Here is a 15,136-nt window from a genome sequence, read left to right as displayed (position 1 = left end):
CTACAAATAAATGTGTGTCATTGGTTATAGCCCAACGCGACTGATGGAGGTTAGTCCAGAGCGTTGCGATGAAGTTTCCGGGCATTGTGCCCGATCCAGACTGATAACGCCCCGAATCCTGCCGAAGACACACCGACCATGAAAAATAAAAAAGTTCCATTCACAGGCAAAAGAAATCAAAATCGGCGCCGATAGTAAGTCAGTACCCCAAAGCGGGGACGACCTACAGTTGATGCACGCCATTTGCGAGGTGAGCAATGGGCACAGTACACACAGCAATGCCGCCACAAACCCTGTACGTGACAATCCGTCGCGATGAATTGCGCCAGTTGAAAGACGAACGCGACCAGTTGAAACAGGAGCTGGCGCAGCTGCGCCTGTTGACCCAAGGTGTGCAGCCGCAACCTTTGCCGGTCGTTCAGCGTCACCCCCACGCCTGATCCCCGCCTGTTTCGGGAACGGCCACCGCTGTTCCCGACATGATCCATCGCTGCCCGCCTCTCTATAGAGCAAAGCGGCAACTCACAAACTTTTCACATTCTCTTCGTAATACTCCGCCCCATTCTGGCCGTACCTGCGCGTACGGCCTCCGTTCGTCGGCTTCATGGATGTTCCGGCGGTGGTTGTAACGAGTGAGCTGGAGCGCCGAATGGCATTGTTCAAACGCAGCAAAACGACTGCGACAGGTTTCGACTGGGCCGGTTTTATCTGGCTGTTTGTATTCTTCTGGTACTTCTCGGGTATCACCCAACTGCTGATCCAGCTGACCGGCACCTCCGGCTTCAGCGGATTCCGTCAGGCGTTCTTCATGAGCGCGCTGTGGCTGGCGCCCATGCTGCTCTTCCCCAAACGCACCAAACTGCTCGCTGCCGTGATCGGCGTGGTGTTGTGGGCCTGCTCGATGGCCAGTCTTGGCTATTTCTTCATTTATCAGCAGGAATTCTCGCAAAGCGTCATCTTCATCATGTTCGAGTCGAACATCTCTGAAGCCGGCGAGTACATGACCCAGTACTTTGCCTGGTGGATGGTGGTGGCGTTCCTTGCCCATACCGCATTCGCGTATTTCCTGTGGACCCGCCTGCGCCCGGTGTACATGCCCCGTGGCCGTGCGCTGGTCGCGGCGACGGCGATCGTGATCGCGGTGGTCGGCTACCCACTGGTCAAGCAAACCCTGCGCATGGGCACCTTCGCCCAAGGCTTCGAGAAATTCGAAACCCGTATCGAACCGGCGGTGCCATGGCAGATGGCCGTGGCCTACCACCGTTATCTGGATACCCTTGCCGACATGCAGGGCATGTTGCATAACGTGAGCAAGATCCCGCCGCTGAAAAACCTCAAGGATGCCTCGGCCGACCAGCCGAAGACCCTGGTGCTGGTGATCGGTGAATCGACCAACCGTCAGCGCATGAGCCTTTATGGCTATCAGCGCAACACCACGCCGGAACTGGACAAGCTCAAGGATCAACTGGCGATCTTCGATAACGTCGTCACCCCGCGTCCGTATACCATCGAAGCGTTGCAGCAAGTGCTGACCTTCGCTGACGAAGAGCATCCGGATCTGTACCTGTCGACGCCGTCGCTGGTCAGCATGATGAAACAGGCTGGCTACAAGACCTTCTGGATCACCAATCAGCAGACCATGACCAAGCGCAACACCATGCTCACCACGTTCTCCGAACAGGCCGACGAGCAGGTGTACCTGAACAACAACCGCAACCAGAACGCCGCGCAGTACGATGGTGATGTGATCGAGCCGTTCAACAAGGCGTTGGCTGACGCCGCGCCACGCAAGCTGATCGTTGTGCATTTGCTCGGCACGCACATGAGCTATCAGTACCGCTATCCGCCGACGTTCGACAAGTTCCAGGACCGCACCGGCGTACCAGCCGGCGTGCGTGACGACCAGGTCCCGACCTACAACAGCTACGACAATGCCGTGCTGTACAACGACTTCGTGGTGTCGAGCCTGATCAAGGATTACGCCAAATCCGATCCGAACGGCTTCCTGCTGTACCTCTCGGACCACGGTGAAGACGTGTTCGACTCAGTGGGCCACAAGACTCTGGGCCGCAACGAAAACAAACCGACCGCGCCGATGTACACCATCCCGTTCATGGCCTGGGCGTCGCCGAAGTGGAAAGCCAACCACGACTGGAACTTCGCCGCCGACCTCGATCGTCCGTACAGCAGCTCGCATCTGATCCACACCTGGGCTGACCTGGCCGGTTTGAGCTTCGATGAACTCGACCACAGCAAGAGCCTGGTCAGCGACAGCTTCAAGGCTCGCCCCCTGCTGATCGGCGACCCGTACCAGACCGAGCAGCGTGCGCTGATCGACTTCAGCTTGATGAAGCCGAAGAAACCCGACGCCGCGCCGGCGGATGTCGCGCAGAAGTAACACCAGAAGGGGCCGAAACCGGCCCCTTTTTCATGTCCGCAGAAAACTCATCCAGCCGGCCTCGAATTTCGATTGTTACCTCTGCCCCATCCAATGCGTCGCCACGGTCAGCTCTGACAGGTGCCCCCCGTTCCCGACTATCAAATGTTCTGCAACATGCTGCAAAAACTCCACTGAACGGGCGTTAACCCCGAGTTAATTCAGGCCTCCCAGACTCTCTTTCGAGATCTGCTTCATGGACGAACGGCTCCCACTTGTTCAGTAGGAGGCACCATGAAAATCACTACCGCAATCCTTGCCGGGCTATTTGCCTTGGGTTCTGCCAGCGTTTTTGCCGAGGGCGGCGCTGAGCGTATGCGTTATTACTACGACAATTTCCCGGTTCACCAGGCCCAGAGCGAGCAGAAGAGCGACGCCAACGCGAAGGAAATTCGCGTTCCCGCCGATCAGACGGCGCAAGTGACCGAGTCGTATCGCGACTGAGATTGACCGAGCAACCGATGGACCTTCCGTGGCTCCGCTCTGGCCTGGAAGAAGACAGTTTGGCGCCCTGATTGGGGCGCCTTTTTTTTGGGGTTCATTCAGTCGATTAGTCAGGATTGGATGTCCGGCTTTTGATTTGTGGTGAATTCGCCCCTCACCCCAGCCCTCTCCCGAGGGAGAGGGAGCAGTTTTGTGGGCTGTTCAGAACCTGAGTTCGGCTCGATGTTTCAGGTCGGCGTACGTTGCCCAAACACCTCGGTCAGTCCCCTCTCCCTCTGGGCGGTCCGACGTTTCGGGAGGGTTAGGGTGAGGGGCTTTTCAGGCTTTCAGGCCTGCAGATTCTTGATCCAGAACAGCATGCGCCCGTGATCCGGGTCGAACATGCCCGGCGCAAAGCCGAACTTGCTGTAGGCATTCTGCGCCACGGCGTTGCCTTCCAGCACTTCGAGGGTGATTTTGCAGCAACCGCGCTGGCGAGAAATCTCCTCGACTTTCTGCAACATTTTCTGGCTCAGGCCGAGCCCGCGAAATTGGCTCACCACCGCGACGTCGTGAATGTTGACCAGCGGCTTGCAGGCAAACGTGGAAAACCCTTCAAAGCAGTTCACCAGCCCCGCCGGTTCACCACCGACAAAGGCCAGCACACTGAACGCATGCGGGCGCCGGGCCAGTTCTTCGGGCAGCCGACGCAGCAGCTCAGGGTCGAGCGAATGACCGCCGCCCATCGGGTCTTCTGCATAGTGGTTGAGCACGATACCGATGGCCTCGGCGTGCGTTGGATTGCTGTAGCTGGCCTGAAGTACAAGAATTTCTGCGGAATCCATTTCCATCCCCGAACACAAAAGCCCCGGCGCGCAAAGTGCGTACTGAAAGGCTGCCTGACATTAGCGCGGGGGGATCGGGCGGGCAACCGACAAATGCAAAAGATCTTTTGCTTTTTCAGTGGCCCCAGATCAACTCTTCGGTCCAGCCCAGTTCGGCAAAGTCCTCGGCGCGTAGACTGCTCTCGCCGACGCAGAAAAACTCATCCAGCTGCGGCGGCTTGACTGACGTATCACTGAGCATCGCATGCACCTGCCCACGGTGATGAAGCTGATGTTCGAACAGGTGCGAAAGCATGCGCAAGCGGCTGTCGTGCTGCGGCGTATCACGGGCGATGGTGACGATGCGGGTAAGATCGGCATCGCGCAGTTGCTCGCAATAGGCGATCAGACGCCGATCAACATGAGCCTGCTCTTCGCGCAAATGCGTGGCGTCGGTAAACGGTTCATCCACGTTGAAAAACACGTAGCAGTCAGGATGCGGCTCGGCCCCACGCAGTTCGCGCTCCAGTGCATCGACGTAGAACCAGTCGCAGGTGAGGATGTGATTGAGGGTCAGACGAATGCTCGGAAAAAAACTCACCCGAGGCGCCGCCAGATCCGTCGCACTCAACTGCGTCCAGGCCTTGGCCAGCCGATGATTGGCCCAGGCATTCTGGTAGGCCATGGTCAGCAAATGATGGGATAACGCTTGGCTCATGTCGGCGCCCTCTTCCATTCAAGCTTCGGCAAAACGCTGCAGCTGCATCTCCTGCAAGCGACTGAGGGTGCGGCGGAACGGAAATTCCAGATAACCCTCGGTGTACAGCGCGTCCATGGGTACTTGCGCTTCGATGTACAGCGGCACCTTGCGGTCGTAGCACTCGTCGACCAGCGCAATGAAACGCCGCACGCCGTCGTCGTGAACCGACAATTGCGGCAACTCACGGTCGCCCGCAACTACCCGCTGCGCGGCGTCTTCGGTGCCGCGCGCAATGCGCCCTTCGCGTTTCTGTGCGCTGAGATTGGGTACTTCGCTCAACAGAATAGCCGTGTAGCGGTCGCACAGCGCGATGAAATCCATGGCGGCGAACGGCTGCTCGCAGAGATCGGCGTAGCGGCACCACAACACAGTTTCACTGGCCTGGACTACGTTCAACTGGCGATGACCGACCGCCACCGGTTCGGCGCTGGCTGCTTGGCCGGCGGTCAATGCCTGAAAGACTTCCTCTAGCGCACTCACCGCAGACGTGGCGACAAAGTAGCGTTGCAGACCTGCCCCCGGATGCAAGCGATGATCCTCGGCGCCATTCACCGCAACCACCTGCATATGCGCCTTGATCGCGGCAATCGCCGGCACAAACCGGTCGCGATTGAAGCCATCGGCGTAAAGATCATCCGGCGGCAGATTGGACGTACAGACGATCACCACGCCTTCGTCGAACATCACCTGAAACAACCGACCAAGAATGATCGCGTCACCGATGTCGTTGACGAACAACTCATCGAAGCACAGCACCCGCACCTCGGCCGCCAGCTCCCTGGCCAGCGCACGCAACGGATCGGCAATCCCGGTCAACTGGAATGAACGCTGATGGACCCAGCCCATGAAGTGATGAAAGTGTTGGCGTCGCGCCGGCACCCGCAGGCTCTGATAGAACTGATCCATCAGCCAGGTCTTGCCGCGCCCGACCGGCCCCCACAAATAAACGCCGCTGACCGAAGCGGCCCCGGCGTGCAGCGCTTCATGGCATTTTTGCAACGCCCAGACCGCGTGTTCCTGGGCTTCATCCTGGATGAAGCCCTTGTGTTGCACGGCGTGTTGCCAGGCGCTGAGAGGAGAGTCGAAAGTCATGCGCGGCAGTATGCCACGATGGTTACAGGGAAATATCCAGTCGGGCGATTTTCCCCTGCTCGTTCAAGCGAAACGTGTAGCGCAGCTGCGCCGGGCTGCCGGGGAAAGTTCCGGAAATCAGCCCGTTTACCAGCACTTTGCCGGTGCGCTGCTGCACGTCCAGCACTTCGACCCGTGGCTGATAGCGCTGCCCGGTGTCGTGCATCCATTGCGCGATGGCTTGCGGGCCGACCTGATGTTGGCCCTCGTCGAACACGTTGGCATCCTCAGCAAAAAAACTGGCGACCCTGGAAGTATCGCGTGCGTTGGCCGCATCGATATACGCAGCAATCGCCGGGGCCAGTGCAGAGACGGGATGAGACATGGTTGCAGCTCCTTTTTGTTTGGTTCTGCGACCATCCTAAAACAGCGTTGCGTCAGTTTTTGTCAGGAGTGAAACGTCCGCTTTCATCCAGTTGCATCTGCTCGCGCCATGTGCGCAACAGATCGCTGCGCCGTCCCGGATAACCCTCGCCCTGGCGGCTGGCTGCGCTGATGCGGTCGGTGCGAAACGTACGATAGGCGCTGCGCAACTCGCACCACGCAACGATGATTCGCACCTCATTGAGGAAGCCCAGCGCCAAGGGCCAGATCAACCGCTGGCTGGCCACCTGTTGCGCGTCGGCGTAATCGATGTGCAGTTTGGCCTGGTCGCGGATGGCATGGCGAAACACGTTCAACGGCACGGCGTTTTGCGGAAAACCATAACCCGGCGGGCCCGCCATCACGGTGGGATTGCGCAGCGCTTCCTGGGCCTGCGGATCGAGCACGGCAGCAATTTTCGCCAGCGCATCCGCTGCGGCTTTGCCGAGGACTTCGTCACCGCGCTGATCGACGTAACGCAAACCGAGGACGATGGCTTCGGTTTCGTCGGCATTGAGCATCAGCGGCGGCAGAAACAAGCCGCTGCGCAACACATAACCAATCCCCGCCTCGCCATGGATCGGCGCGCCGAGGGCGGTCAGTTCCGCGATATCGCGATAAAGCGTGCGCTCGGACACTTCCAGCTCGGCAGCCAGGGTCGCCGCCGTCACCGGGCGCTTCTTACCGCGCAGCACTTGCAGCAAAGTCAAAAGACGAGTGGTACGCGACACGTTGGGCAGGCTCTGGAGGGCAAAGATGTTCGAGCTTAGCAGAGGCTGGTGTCAGAAACTGGCAGGAGCCTTGGCTGAAAATGTGGGAGCGAGCCTGCTCGCGAAAGCGGCGGGTCAGTCAACAAAGATGTTGGTTGAGCTGACGCCTTCGCGAGCAGGCTCGTTCCCACAGGGGTTATCGTGTGCGGGTTAAATATCAACCTTGTGGCGGGCGGCGTAGAGGCAGAGCATTTCCATCGCCAGTGTGGCAGCGGCCAGTGAGGTGACGTCGGCGTGATCGTAAGCCGGGGCGACTTCCACCACGTCCATCCCGACCAGATTGATGCCGCGTAAACCGCCAAGAATCTCCAGCGCTTGCGCGGTGCTCAAGCCGCCGCACACCGGCGTGCCGGTGCCCGGTGCAAACGCCGGATCGAGGCAATCAATATCGAATGTCAGGTACACCGGGTTATCGCCAACCCGCGCGCGGATCGCTTCGACAATGGCGTCGCAACCACGCCGATGCACCTGCCGCGCATCGAGTACCTGAAACCCCATATGATCGTCATTGGTCGTGCGCAAGCCGATCTGCACCGAGCTTGCCGGATCCACCAGCCCTTCCCGAGCGGCGTGCCAGAACATGGTGCCATGATCGACCCGTTTGCCCTCTTCGTCCGGCCAGGTGTCGCTGTGCGCATCGAAGTGAATCAGCGACAACGTCCCATGTTTGCGCGCGTGGGCCTTGAGCAGCGGGTAGCTGATGAAGTGGTCACCGCCAAACGTCAGCATCGCGCTGCCAGCGGTCAGAATGTGCTCGGCGTGAGCTTCGATGCTTTGCGGAATGCTGTGTGGCGCGCCGAAATCGAAATCGCAGTCGCCATAATCGATGACCGCCAGATGATCGAACGGGTCAAACGTCCACGGCCAGTGGCGTTCCCAGGCAATCCCGGTGGAAGCGGCGCGAATTCCGCGTGGTCCGAAGCGGGCGCCGGGACGGTTGCTGGTGGCGGTGTCGAACGGCACGCCGCTGACCGCGACATCGACACCGCGCAAGTCACGGCTGTAGCGCCGACGCATGAAACTGGTAATGCCGGCGTAAGTACTTTCGGCGGCGGTGCCGTAGAGGCTGTCGCGGGTCATGGCCTGGTCGTTTTGCATAGGCACATCCATCGTGGGGCTCCTGTTGTTATTGATGACTACGGAAAGTGGTCCACAGACGCGTGCGCTGACGCATGTCTTTGAGGCTCATGCTGCGATCGGCATACAGCCGCGCGCGAACTTCGCTCGGCGGATAGATGTCGGGATCGTTACGCACGGCCTCATCCACCAACGGCGTGGCGGCCTGGTTGGCGGTGGCAAAAAACAGTGTGTTGGTCAGTTCGGCCACGGAATCGGGGCGCAGCATGAACTCGATGAACGCCCGCGCGGCTTCGGGGTGCGGCGCGTCTTTGGGGATGGCCAGATTGTCCTGCCACACCAGCGTGCCTTCCTTGGGAATGCGGTAGGCCACTTCGTACGGTTTATTGGCCTTGTGCGCCTGATCAGCGGCCATGCTCGCGTCGCCGTTGTAGGTCAGCGCGAGACACACGTTACCGCTGGCCAGGTCATTGATCTGCCGGCCGCTGGCGACATAGAGCACCGACGGCTGGAGTTTCTGCAACAACGCCTCGGCGGCGGCCAGGTCGTTTTTGTCGGTGCTGTAGGGATCCTTGCCCAAGTAATGCAGGGCCAGACCGATGACCTCCTGCGGCGAATCGAGGATCGCGATACCGCAGTCCTTGAGCTTGCTGGCGTTCTCCGGTTTGAACAGCAGATCGAGGCTGTTCAGCGGCACATCAGGCAGCCGCTGCTTCACGGCCTCGACGTTCATGCCCAGGCCCAGCGTGCCCCAGGTGTACGGCACGCCATAGCGATTGCCGGGGTCGACAGCGGCCATTTTCTCCAGCAAATCCGGATCAAGATTGGTGTAACCCTTAAGTCCCTCGTGAGGGATTTCCTTCAATGCGCCGGCCGCGAGTCCCCGCGCCAGAACGCTGGACGACGGCACCACTACGTCGTAACCACTGCCGCCGGTGAGCAACTTGGTTTCCAGCACCTCGGAAGTATCGAAGGTGTCGTAGCGCACATGAATGCCAGTCTCCTGCTCAAACCGTTGCAGGGTTGGCGGCGGTACGTAATCGGCCCAGCTGTAGAGATTGAGTGTCTTGTCCTCGGCCTGAGCCTGAACAGCCACCGACAACAAAAGCGCGGGGAAACACAGCTTGAACACGGGAGCCATGACGAACACCTGACCGGAGGAAGTGGTTGCAGGATGCGCCGTCGGATACATTAGAAAAATAGCCGAATAATTATCCTGACTTTACCCCGGAGTAATGTGATGTTGGGTCAACTCCACGACGTGGACTTGCAGTTGTTGCGCCTGTTTGTGCGGGTGGTCGAGTGCGGTGGTTTCAGTGCAGCCCAGGGTGATCTGGGCCTGAGCCAGTCGAGCATCAGCCAGCAAATGGCCAAACTCGAAACTCGCCTCGGCTATCGTCTGTGCAGCCGTGGCAAGGGCGGTTTCAGTGTCACGCCCAAGGGCGAGCAGTTGCTGATCGCGGTGCGCACGCTGTTTGAATCGATTGAAACGTTCCGCCATCAATCCAACGGCGTCGCCGGGCGCTTGATCGGTGAAGTGCGCCTGGGGATTTCCGAGTCGGTGGATCAATCGGTGCTGCAACGGGTGGCGGCGGCGATCCGGCGTTTTCGCGAGCGTGATGAGTCGGTGCGCATCGAACTGATCAGCGCCATGCCCGGCGAGATGGAGCGGCTGCTGTTGCAACAGCGGTTGGACTTGGCGATCGGCTATTTTTCGCAGGTGCAAAGTGCCTTCGACTATCGCCAGTTGTTCAGCGAAACCCAGCATTTGTACTGCGCTGCCGGCCATCCCTTGTTCACTGATGACGCACCCAGCGATGCCGCGTTGCAGGCCTGCGACCGGGTCGATCACCCGTATCGGTTTTTTCGCAGTGACGAGCCGTTTCAGGGCAAGGTCTGCTCGGCGCGCTCGGAGCAGGTTGAAGGCACGCTGACCTTCATTTTGTCGGGTAAACACGTGGGGTATCTGCCGGATCACTATGCGCGGAGCTGGCAAGTGAAGGGCCTACTGAAGCCGATCCGTGAAGGTGAGTTGAGTTTCGAAGTCGACTTTCATCTGGCCCGGCATCGGGCGCAGGTGCCGGGGGATGCGCAAAAAGCTTTTGAAGAGGATTTACTGGGCGCATTCAATCTCGTGTAGGAGCTGCCGCAGGCTCGGGCCGCGATCGGACGATCCTTTGATCTTAAAAGATCGCAGCCTCGTTTCACTCGACAGCTCCTACACGGGCGTTTGCCGTAGCGACCCATAAAACCTGACCTTTCAGGCAGTTATTGCTCGTTGCCCTTACCGCCCTCTTCCGGCATTCTGCGCCTCCATTTTCTGACCCGGCCCCGCCTCGCGGCGCGCAAAACACCATGACCGCCTCTGAAAAAGCCCCGCGCAACAACGACCTGATTTACGGCCTCAACGATCGTCCGCACCTGACCGCCACAGTGTTTGCCGCGCTGCAACACGTGCTGGCCAGCTTCGTCGGCATCATCACCCCGACCCTGATCATGGGCGGCGCCCTCGGTCTGCAAAGTGAAATTCCCTACCTGATCAGCATGGCGCTGTTCGTTTCCGGGCTTGGCACCTTTGTGCAAGCCAAGCGTTTCGGCCCGGTCGGTTCGGGGTTGTTGTGTCTGCAAGGCACCAGCTTTTCCTTTATCAGCGTGATTCTCAGCGCCGGGTTCATGGTCAAGGCGCGCGGTGGCGGCACCGATGAAATCCTCTCGACGATCTTCGGCGTGTGCTTTTTTGCCGCGTTCATTGAGGTGGTGCTGAGCCAGTTCATCGGCAAACTGCGCATGCTGATTACCCCGGTGGTCACCGGCACCATCATCACGCTGATGGGGCTGTCGTTGATCAAAGTGGCGATGACCGACATTGCCGGCGGTTTCGGCGCGCCGGATCTGGGCGCAGCCAGCCATGTGTTTCTGGCGGCGCTGGTGATAGGCACCATCGTTGTGTTGAACCGCGTCGACGTGCCGTTTCTGCGCTTGGGCGCGATCGTTATCGGCCTGACCCTTGGCTACGTAGTCGCATGGCTGATGGGCACCGTGGATTTCGCCGCGATGCCAGAGGTGCCGCTGGTCAGCGTGCCAGTGCCGTTCAAGTACGGTTTCAACTTCGACTGGGTGGCGTTCGTGCCAGTGGCGGTGATTTTCCTTGTGTCGCCGCTGGAGGCCGCGGGTGACCTGACCGCCAACTCGATGATTTCCCGGCAACCGGTCAAAGGCCCGCTGTACATCCGGCGGATCAAGTCCGGCCTGCTCGCCGACGGCCTCAACTCGGCCATGGCCGCCGTGTTCAACAGCATGCCAATGGTGACCTTCGCGCAGAACAACGGCGTGATTCAGCTCACCGGCGTGGCCAGCCGTTACGTGGCCTTCTTCATTGCCGGTTTGCTGGTGCTGCTGGGACTGTTCCCGATGATCGGCGCGGTGTTGCAACTGATGCCGAAACCGGTACTCGGCGGCGCCGAACTGGTGATGTTTGGCACTGTGGCGGTGGCCGGGATCAAGATCCTCGCCGAAGCCGGTCTGCATCGACGCAACATGCTGATCGTGGCGATTTCGCTGGGCATGGGCCTCGGTATCGCGGCGGTGCCGGAAGTGTTGCGCGAACTGCCGCAAGCGCTGCGCAACATCTTCGAATCACCGATCACTGTCGGCGCGTTGTGCGCTATCGTGCTGAACATCTTCCTGCCGGAAGAATTCATTGAGCTGGAAGAAGACGATTTCGACCCGGAAGCTTCTATTCTTCAGGTCATGGAAAATCCGGATATGCCGGCCAAAGGTGAACCTGCCCCAGCGGCGGCTGTCGCACAGTTGAACCGCTAACGTCTGGCCTTCAATAGAAAGGGCTGAGCCGGCGACGGTTCAGCCCTTTTTTGTTGAGAGACCGTTTATGCGCCGTTTTCAAGCCGTCATTCTGTCACTGCTTCTGCTGTCCCTCAGCGCCTGTGCGCTATTCCCCAACCGTGATCCGGTGAACATCAACGTAGTCGGCCTCGAACCGTTGCCGAGCCAGGATCTGGAAGTGCGCTTCGCCATCAAGATTCGCGTACAGAACCCCAATGAGACGGCCATCGACTACAACGGCATCGCGCTGGATCTGGAGGTCAACGGTCATTCACTGGCCTCGGGTGTCAGCGATCAGAGCGGTTCGATCCCACGCTTCTCCGAAACCATTGTCAGCGTGCCGGTCAGCATCTCGGCGTTCTCGGTACTGCGCCAGACCTTGGGCCTGAGCCAGACGCAAACCCTCGACAATCTGCCCTATGTGCTGCGCGGCAAGCTTGCCGGCGGCCTGTTTGGCACCATGCGTTTTGTCGACAGCGGCAAGCTCAGCCTGCCCAAGGCCACTGCCGCGACCTGGTAAAAATGCGTTAGCCTGCTTCTTTCCCCAAAGACATTCAGGGAGGCTGCAGGTTTATGGAAGACACACCGACGCTGTACACCGAACGACTGATCCTGCACCCGTTGCAACTGGCCGATGCCGACGCCGTGCAGCAACTGTTTCCCCACTGGGATGTGGTGCGTTATCTGAACGCGGCGGTGCCATGGCCGTATCCCGAAGACGGCGCCCTCACCTATTTGCGCGATGTTGCCTTGCCGGCCGTGGCGGCGGGCAACGAATGGCACTGGTCGATTCGCCGCAAGTCCGCGCCCGAACAGTTGATCGGCAACATCAGCCTGATGGATCAAACTGACAACCACCGTGGATTCTGGCTGACACCGGCGTGGCAAGGTCAGGGCTTTATGACCGAAGCGAGCGCAGCGGTGACCGATTACTGGTTCAACGTACTTCAACGCCCGCTGATGCGCGTGCCGAAAGCGGCGCCGAATACCGGCTCGCGCAAACTCTCGGAGCGCGCCGGGATGCGCTTGATCCGGACCGATGAAGATGATTTCGTCGGTGGGCGTTTTCCACGAGAAATCTGGGAAATTTCCCGGGAAGAATGGCTGCAACAACACAAAACTTAAGCTTGTAACTAACTCCTGTGGGAGCGAGCTTGCTCGCGAAAGCGGAATATCCGTCAACCAAAATGTTGAATGTGATGACGCATTCGCGAGCAAGCTCGCTCCCACAGGTTCTCAATAAGACTGGGGTTATGTGTTGAATCGCACACCCGGTTTGGCGCGCTCATCCACACTCAACTCAAACACATCCGGCCGCGCGTAGTGCCCGACCACATCGTAGTCATACCGCGCCCGCACCAGTTCATCGGTGTCAATTTGCGCCGTGAGCAACCCCGCCTCGCCCCGCAACGGCCCGGCCAGCACGTCGCCCATCGGCCCGACAATCACGCTCCCCCCGGCAATCAACGGGCGATCCGCCGGCCAGTTGGCAATCTCCATGCCCAGTTCATTCGGTGACGCCTGCACCTGACAGGCGCTGACCACAAAGCAACGGCCTTCATGAGCGATGTGGCGCATGCTGACCTGCCACATCTCGCGTTCGTCGACGGTCGGCGCGCACCAGACTTCGATGCCTTTGGCGTACATCGCCGTGCGCAGCAGAGGCATCATGTTTTCCCAGCACACCACCGCGCCGAGCTTGCCAACCTGACTGTCGAACACGGGCAAGGTCGAGCCGTCGCCCTTGCCCCAGATCAGCCGTTCGGTGCCGGTGGGCATCAGTTTGCGGTGTTTGCCGACAAGCCCGGCCTGCGGATCGAAATACAGCGCCGTGCAATACAACGTGCTGCCAGCCCGTTCAATCACGCCGATCACCAGGTTGGCCCCGGTGCGCGCCGACAGACCGGCGAGCGCTTGCGTTTCGGCACCCGGCACATCGATCGCATTGGCAAAATATCGGGCATAGGCTTCGCGCCCCTCGGGCAGGCGATAACCCAATTGCGTGCCGAAGCCCTCGCCTTTCGGATAACCACCCAACAGCGCTTCCGGCATCACCACCAGTGTCGCGCCCGCCTCGATGATCGCGCCCTCCCAACTCAGAATCTGTTCCAGGGTCGCGCTTTTGCCTTCGGGCAAAGCGCCGATTTGCAGCGCAGCAACAATCGATTTGGCCATCGCGATAACTCCATGAGGTTCAGTGGTTGCCGATTCTGCGGCGCCACGCGATCATGAATAAAGCCCCATTCACTGCTGAATGATATGAGCCAAATGAATATCGCCACGGTCGACCTCAACCTGCTGAAAGTCTTGGAAGCCCTGCATGAAGAGTCCAGCGCCAGCCGCGCAGCATTGCGACTGGGGGTGACACAATCGGCGGTCAGTGCGGCGCTGCGCCGCTTGCGCGAGGTCTACGGCGATCAATTGTTTGTGCGTACCGGGCGCGGCCTGGCGCCAACGCTCAAGGCCAATCAATTGAAACCGGTGGTCAGCGAAGCGCTGAACAAGTGCCGGCAAAGCCTGGCGATGGTCGACCCGGCGGCCAACCAGTACGACGGCCGCTCGGTCACCGTAGGACTGTCGGATGATTTCGAAATTGCCTACGGTCGCCGCCTGATCGAGGAAATTGCCCGCAGCGCTCCGAAGTTGCGCCTGATCTTTCGTCAGACCCATAGCCAGATCGTCGCCCGCGCGCTGATGGAGCGCAGCATCGATCTGGCGATTACCGCCGGAGGCTTTGCCGAGCGCTTGCTCAGCCGTCAGGTGTTGGGCGAAGGCGGTTATGCATGTCTGGTCGATCCGGCGAGCCTTGCGTCCGGTCAGCAGCAGATCGATCTTGAGGAGTTTGTCGACCGCGAGCACATCCTGGTGTCGTCCGGCGGCTTTATCGGGATCACCGATGAGGGCTTGGCGACGCTGGGCCTGACTCGACGGGTGTGCGCGTCGACCACGCATTTCGCCGCGCTGCCGTATTTGCTCAAGGGCAGTCGGGCGGTGGCGACGATTCCGACGCATGCCGCCGAAAGTATTGCTGAGCTCAGCGGCCTGGCGCTGCTGCCCTGCCCGCTGAAGCTGCCGCGTTATCCGATCGAACTGGGCTGGCGTACCAGCACGCAGATCGATCCGGTGGTGGTCAAAGTCCGCGAAGCGATTGCCGCGACGTTCACCTGAAGCGTTACTTGTTCGCGGCCATCAGGCGATTGACTTCACTGCGCACCATGTTGGCGAACTCCGGCGGCGACATGCCGTCCAGTTCTGCGCGGACCCACTCGGCCCATTTGCCTTTGCGCTTGCCGCGCTCGCCGAACAAACGCGCGGCTTCGCCTTTGGCTTTGCCCAGATTGTTTTGCCAGAGTTCGAACAGACGGGATTTCTCGTCTTCCAGCGCAGCGCGCTCTGCGAGTGATTTGTCGGCCAGATTGAAACTCATGGGGAATTATCCTGCTGCGTAAAATGGCGACATCTTACACGCTCGACGGAAATCTCCCGCGCAGGTTTTTATTTCTGACCT

Annotated in this window: 17 protein-coding genes; 8 read left to right on the top strand and 9 right to left on the bottom strand. The window is 59.8% G+C overall.

The window, feature by feature from the left end; all coding sequences use genetic code 11:
* The first annotated feature begins 257 nt into the window (after positions 1–257).
* The 3 genes from AB4O01_RS04640 (at position 258) to AB4O01_RS04630 (ending at position 2,881) form a co-directional block, all read left to right on the top strand.
* The gene (locus tag AB4O01_RS04640; RefSeq protein WP_007914840.1) at positions 258–440 is read left to right on the top strand and encodes a DUF6026 family protein; all 183 of its coding nucleotides are present in this window, start codon (positions 258–260) and stop codon (positions 438–440) included.
* 209 nt (positions 441–649) lie between these two features.
* Positions 650–2,398 (top strand): phosphoethanolamine transferase CptA, encoded by a 1,749-nt coding sequence (locus tag AB4O01_RS04635; protein WP_320336830.1) that lies wholly within the window; start codon positions 650–652, stop codon positions 2,396–2,398.
* Positions 2,399–2,671: 273 nt separating this feature from the next.
* On the top strand, positions 2,672–2,881 hold the full coding sequence (locus AB4O01_RS04630) for a hypothetical protein (RefSeq protein WP_093432836.1): 210 nt from the start codon (positions 2,672–2,674) through the stop codon (positions 2,879–2,881).
* A gap of 326 nt (positions 2,882–3,207) precedes the next feature.
* On the opposite strand, the gene AB4O01_RS04625 is transcribed toward AB4O01_RS04630, so the two are convergent.
* The 7 genes from AB4O01_RS04625 to AB4O01_RS04595 form a co-directional block, all read right to left on the bottom strand.
* Entirely contained in the window at positions 3,208–3,705 is a 498-nt protein-coding gene (locus AB4O01_RS04625) for a GNAT family N-acetyltransferase (RefSeq protein WP_414925957.1), read from the bottom strand.
* A gap of 115 nt (positions 3,706–3,820) precedes the next feature.
* Positions 3,821–4,402, bottom strand: a complete 582-nt coding sequence (locus AB4O01_RS04620; protein ID WP_460090820.1) for a DinB family protein — start codon at positions 4,400–4,402, stop codon at positions 3,821–3,823.
* Between the two features lie 18 nt (positions 4,403–4,420).
* Positions 4,421–5,536 carry a cell division protein ZapE gene (gene zapE, locus AB4O01_RS04615; protein WP_460090819.1) on the bottom strand — a complete coding sequence of 372 codons (1,116 nt, stop codon included), beginning with the start codon at positions 5,534–5,536 and terminating at the stop codon, positions 4,421–4,423.
* A gap of 22 nt (positions 5,537–5,558) precedes the next feature.
* Positions 5,559–5,900 carry a nuclear transport factor 2 family protein gene (locus AB4O01_RS04610; RefSeq protein ID WP_099759073.1) on the bottom strand — a complete coding sequence of 114 codons (342 nt, stop codon included), beginning with the start codon at positions 5,898–5,900 and terminating at the stop codon, positions 5,559–5,561.
* Positions 5,901–5,952: 52 nt separating this feature from the next.
* On the bottom strand, positions 5,953–6,669 hold the full coding sequence (locus AB4O01_RS04605; protein WP_099759072.1) for a helix-turn-helix transcriptional regulator: 717 nt from the start codon (positions 6,667–6,669) through the stop codon (positions 5,953–5,955).
* A gap of 189 nt (positions 6,670–6,858) precedes the next feature.
* Positions 6,859–7,818, bottom strand: a complete 960-nt coding sequence (speB, locus tag AB4O01_RS04600) for an agmatinase (protein WP_095126277.1) — start codon at positions 7,816–7,818, stop codon at positions 6,859–6,861.
* Between the two features lie 16 nt (positions 7,819–7,834).
* Positions 7,835–8,926: a polyamine ABC transporter substrate-binding protein gene (locus tag AB4O01_RS04595; protein WP_186625551.1), complete on the bottom strand. Its 1,092-nt coding sequence runs from the start codon at positions 8,924–8,926 to the stop codon at positions 7,835–7,837.
* Positions 8,927–9,025: 99 nt separating this feature from the next.
* Between AB4O01_RS04595 and AB4O01_RS04590 the strand changes: the two genes are divergently transcribed.
* From AB4O01_RS04590 to AB4O01_RS04575, 4 genes are all read left to right on the top strand, one after another.
* Positions 9,026–9,925, top strand: a complete 900-nt coding sequence (locus AB4O01_RS04590) for a LysR family transcriptional regulator (RefSeq protein ID WP_460090818.1) — start codon at positions 9,026–9,028, stop codon at positions 9,923–9,925.
* Between the two features lie 215 nt (positions 9,926–10,140).
* Positions 10,141–11,607: a nucleobase:cation symporter-2 family protein gene (locus AB4O01_RS04585; RefSeq protein ID WP_186625561.1), complete on the top strand. Its 1,467-nt coding sequence runs from the start codon at positions 10,141–10,143 to the stop codon at positions 11,605–11,607.
* Positions 11,608–11,674: 67 nt separating this feature from the next.
* Positions 11,675–12,148, top strand: a complete 474-nt coding sequence (locus tag AB4O01_RS04580; RefSeq protein ID WP_093432857.1) for an LEA/WHy family protein — start codon at positions 11,675–11,677, stop codon at positions 12,146–12,148.
* A gap of 53 nt (positions 12,149–12,201) precedes the next feature.
* Complete coding sequence (locus AB4O01_RS04575) at positions 12,202–12,753, top strand: GNAT family N-acetyltransferase (protein ID WP_460090817.1); 552 nt, start codon at positions 12,202–12,204, stop codon at positions 12,751–12,753.
* A 126-nt stretch (positions 12,754–12,879) separates the two neighbouring features.
* Here AB4O01_RS04575 and AB4O01_RS04570 read toward each other — a convergent pair whose 3' ends face one another.
* Positions 12,880–13,803, bottom strand: coding sequence for a carbon-nitrogen hydrolase family protein (locus tag AB4O01_RS04570; RefSeq protein ID WP_460090816.1), 924 nt, complete (start codon positions 13,801–13,803; stop codon positions 12,880–12,882).
* A gap of 84 nt (positions 13,804–13,887) precedes the next feature.
* On the opposite strand from AB4O01_RS04570, the gene AB4O01_RS04565 reads away from it, so the two are divergent.
* Positions 13,888–14,796: a LysR family transcriptional regulator gene (locus AB4O01_RS04565; protein ID WP_460090815.1), complete on the top strand. Its 909-nt coding sequence runs from the start codon at positions 13,888–13,890 to the stop codon at positions 14,794–14,796.
* A gap of 4 nt (positions 14,797–14,800) precedes the next feature.
* On the opposite strand, the gene AB4O01_RS04560 is transcribed toward AB4O01_RS04565, so the two are convergent.
* Positions 14,801–15,055: a hypothetical protein gene (locus AB4O01_RS04560; RefSeq protein ID WP_007917411.1), complete on the bottom strand. Its 255-nt coding sequence runs from the start codon at positions 15,053–15,055 to the stop codon at positions 14,801–14,803.
* Positions 15,056–15,136: the final 81 nt, after the last annotated feature.

The sequence above is a fragment of the Pseudomonas sp. S2_E02 genome (genome assembly GCF_054668355.1).
Note: the sequence above shows the minus strand (reverse complement) of the source record. Positions and strands in the feature narration are given on the sequence as shown.

Coding starts and splice junctions, on each gene's coding strand:
- AB4O01_RS04640 (WP_007914840.1), top strand. CDS start 258: ATGGGCACAGTACACACAGCAATGCCGCCACAAACCCTGTACGTGACA.
- AB4O01_RS04635 (WP_320336830.1), top strand. CDS start 650: ATGGCATTGTTCAAACGCAGCAAAACGACTGCGACAGGTTTCGACTGG.
- AB4O01_RS04630 (WP_093432836.1), top strand. CDS start 2,672: ATGAAAATCACTACCGCAATCCTTGCCGGGCTATTTGCCTTGGGTTCT.
- AB4O01_RS04625 (WP_414925957.1), bottom strand. CDS start 3,705: ATGGATTCCGCAGAAATTCTTGTACTTCAGGCCAGCTACAGCAATCCA.
- AB4O01_RS04620 (WP_460090820.1), bottom strand. CDS start 4,402: ATGAGCCAAGCGTTATCCCATCATTTGCTGACCATGGCCTACCAGAAT.
- zapE (WP_460090819.1), bottom strand. CDS start 5,536: ATGACTTTCGACTCTCCTCTCAGCGCCTGGCAACACGCCGTGCAACAC.
- AB4O01_RS04610 (WP_099759073.1), bottom strand. CDS start 5,900: ATGTCTCATCCCGTCTCTGCACTGGCCCCGGCGATTGCTGCGTATATC.
- speB (WP_095126277.1), bottom strand. CDS start 7,818: ATGGATGTGCCTATGCAAAACGACCAGGCCATGACCCGCGACAGCCTC.
- AB4O01_RS04595 (WP_186625551.1), bottom strand. CDS start 8,926: ATGGCTCCCGTGTTCAAGCTGTGTTTCCCCGCGCTTTTGTTGTCGGTG.
- AB4O01_RS04590 (WP_460090818.1), top strand. CDS start 9,026: ATGTTGGGTCAACTCCACGACGTGGACTTGCAGTTGTTGCGCCTGTTT.
- AB4O01_RS04585 (WP_186625561.1), top strand. CDS start 10,141: ATGACCGCCTCTGAAAAAGCCCCGCGCAACAACGACCTGATTTACGGC.
- AB4O01_RS04580 (WP_093432857.1), top strand. CDS start 11,675: ATGCGCCGTTTTCAAGCCGTCATTCTGTCACTGCTTCTGCTGTCCCTC.
- AB4O01_RS04575 (WP_460090817.1), top strand. CDS start 12,202: ATGGAAGACACACCGACGCTGTACACCGAACGACTGATCCTGCACCCG.
- AB4O01_RS04570 (WP_460090816.1), bottom strand. CDS start 13,803: ATGGCCAAATCGATTGTTGCTGCGCTGCAAATCGGCGCTTTGCCCGAA.
- AB4O01_RS04565 (WP_460090815.1), top strand. CDS start 13,888: ATGAGCCAAATGAATATCGCCACGGTCGACCTCAACCTGCTGAAAGTC.
- AB4O01_RS04560 (WP_007917411.1), bottom strand. CDS start 15,055: ATGAGTTTCAATCTGGCCGACAAATCACTCGCAGAGCGCGCTGCGCTG.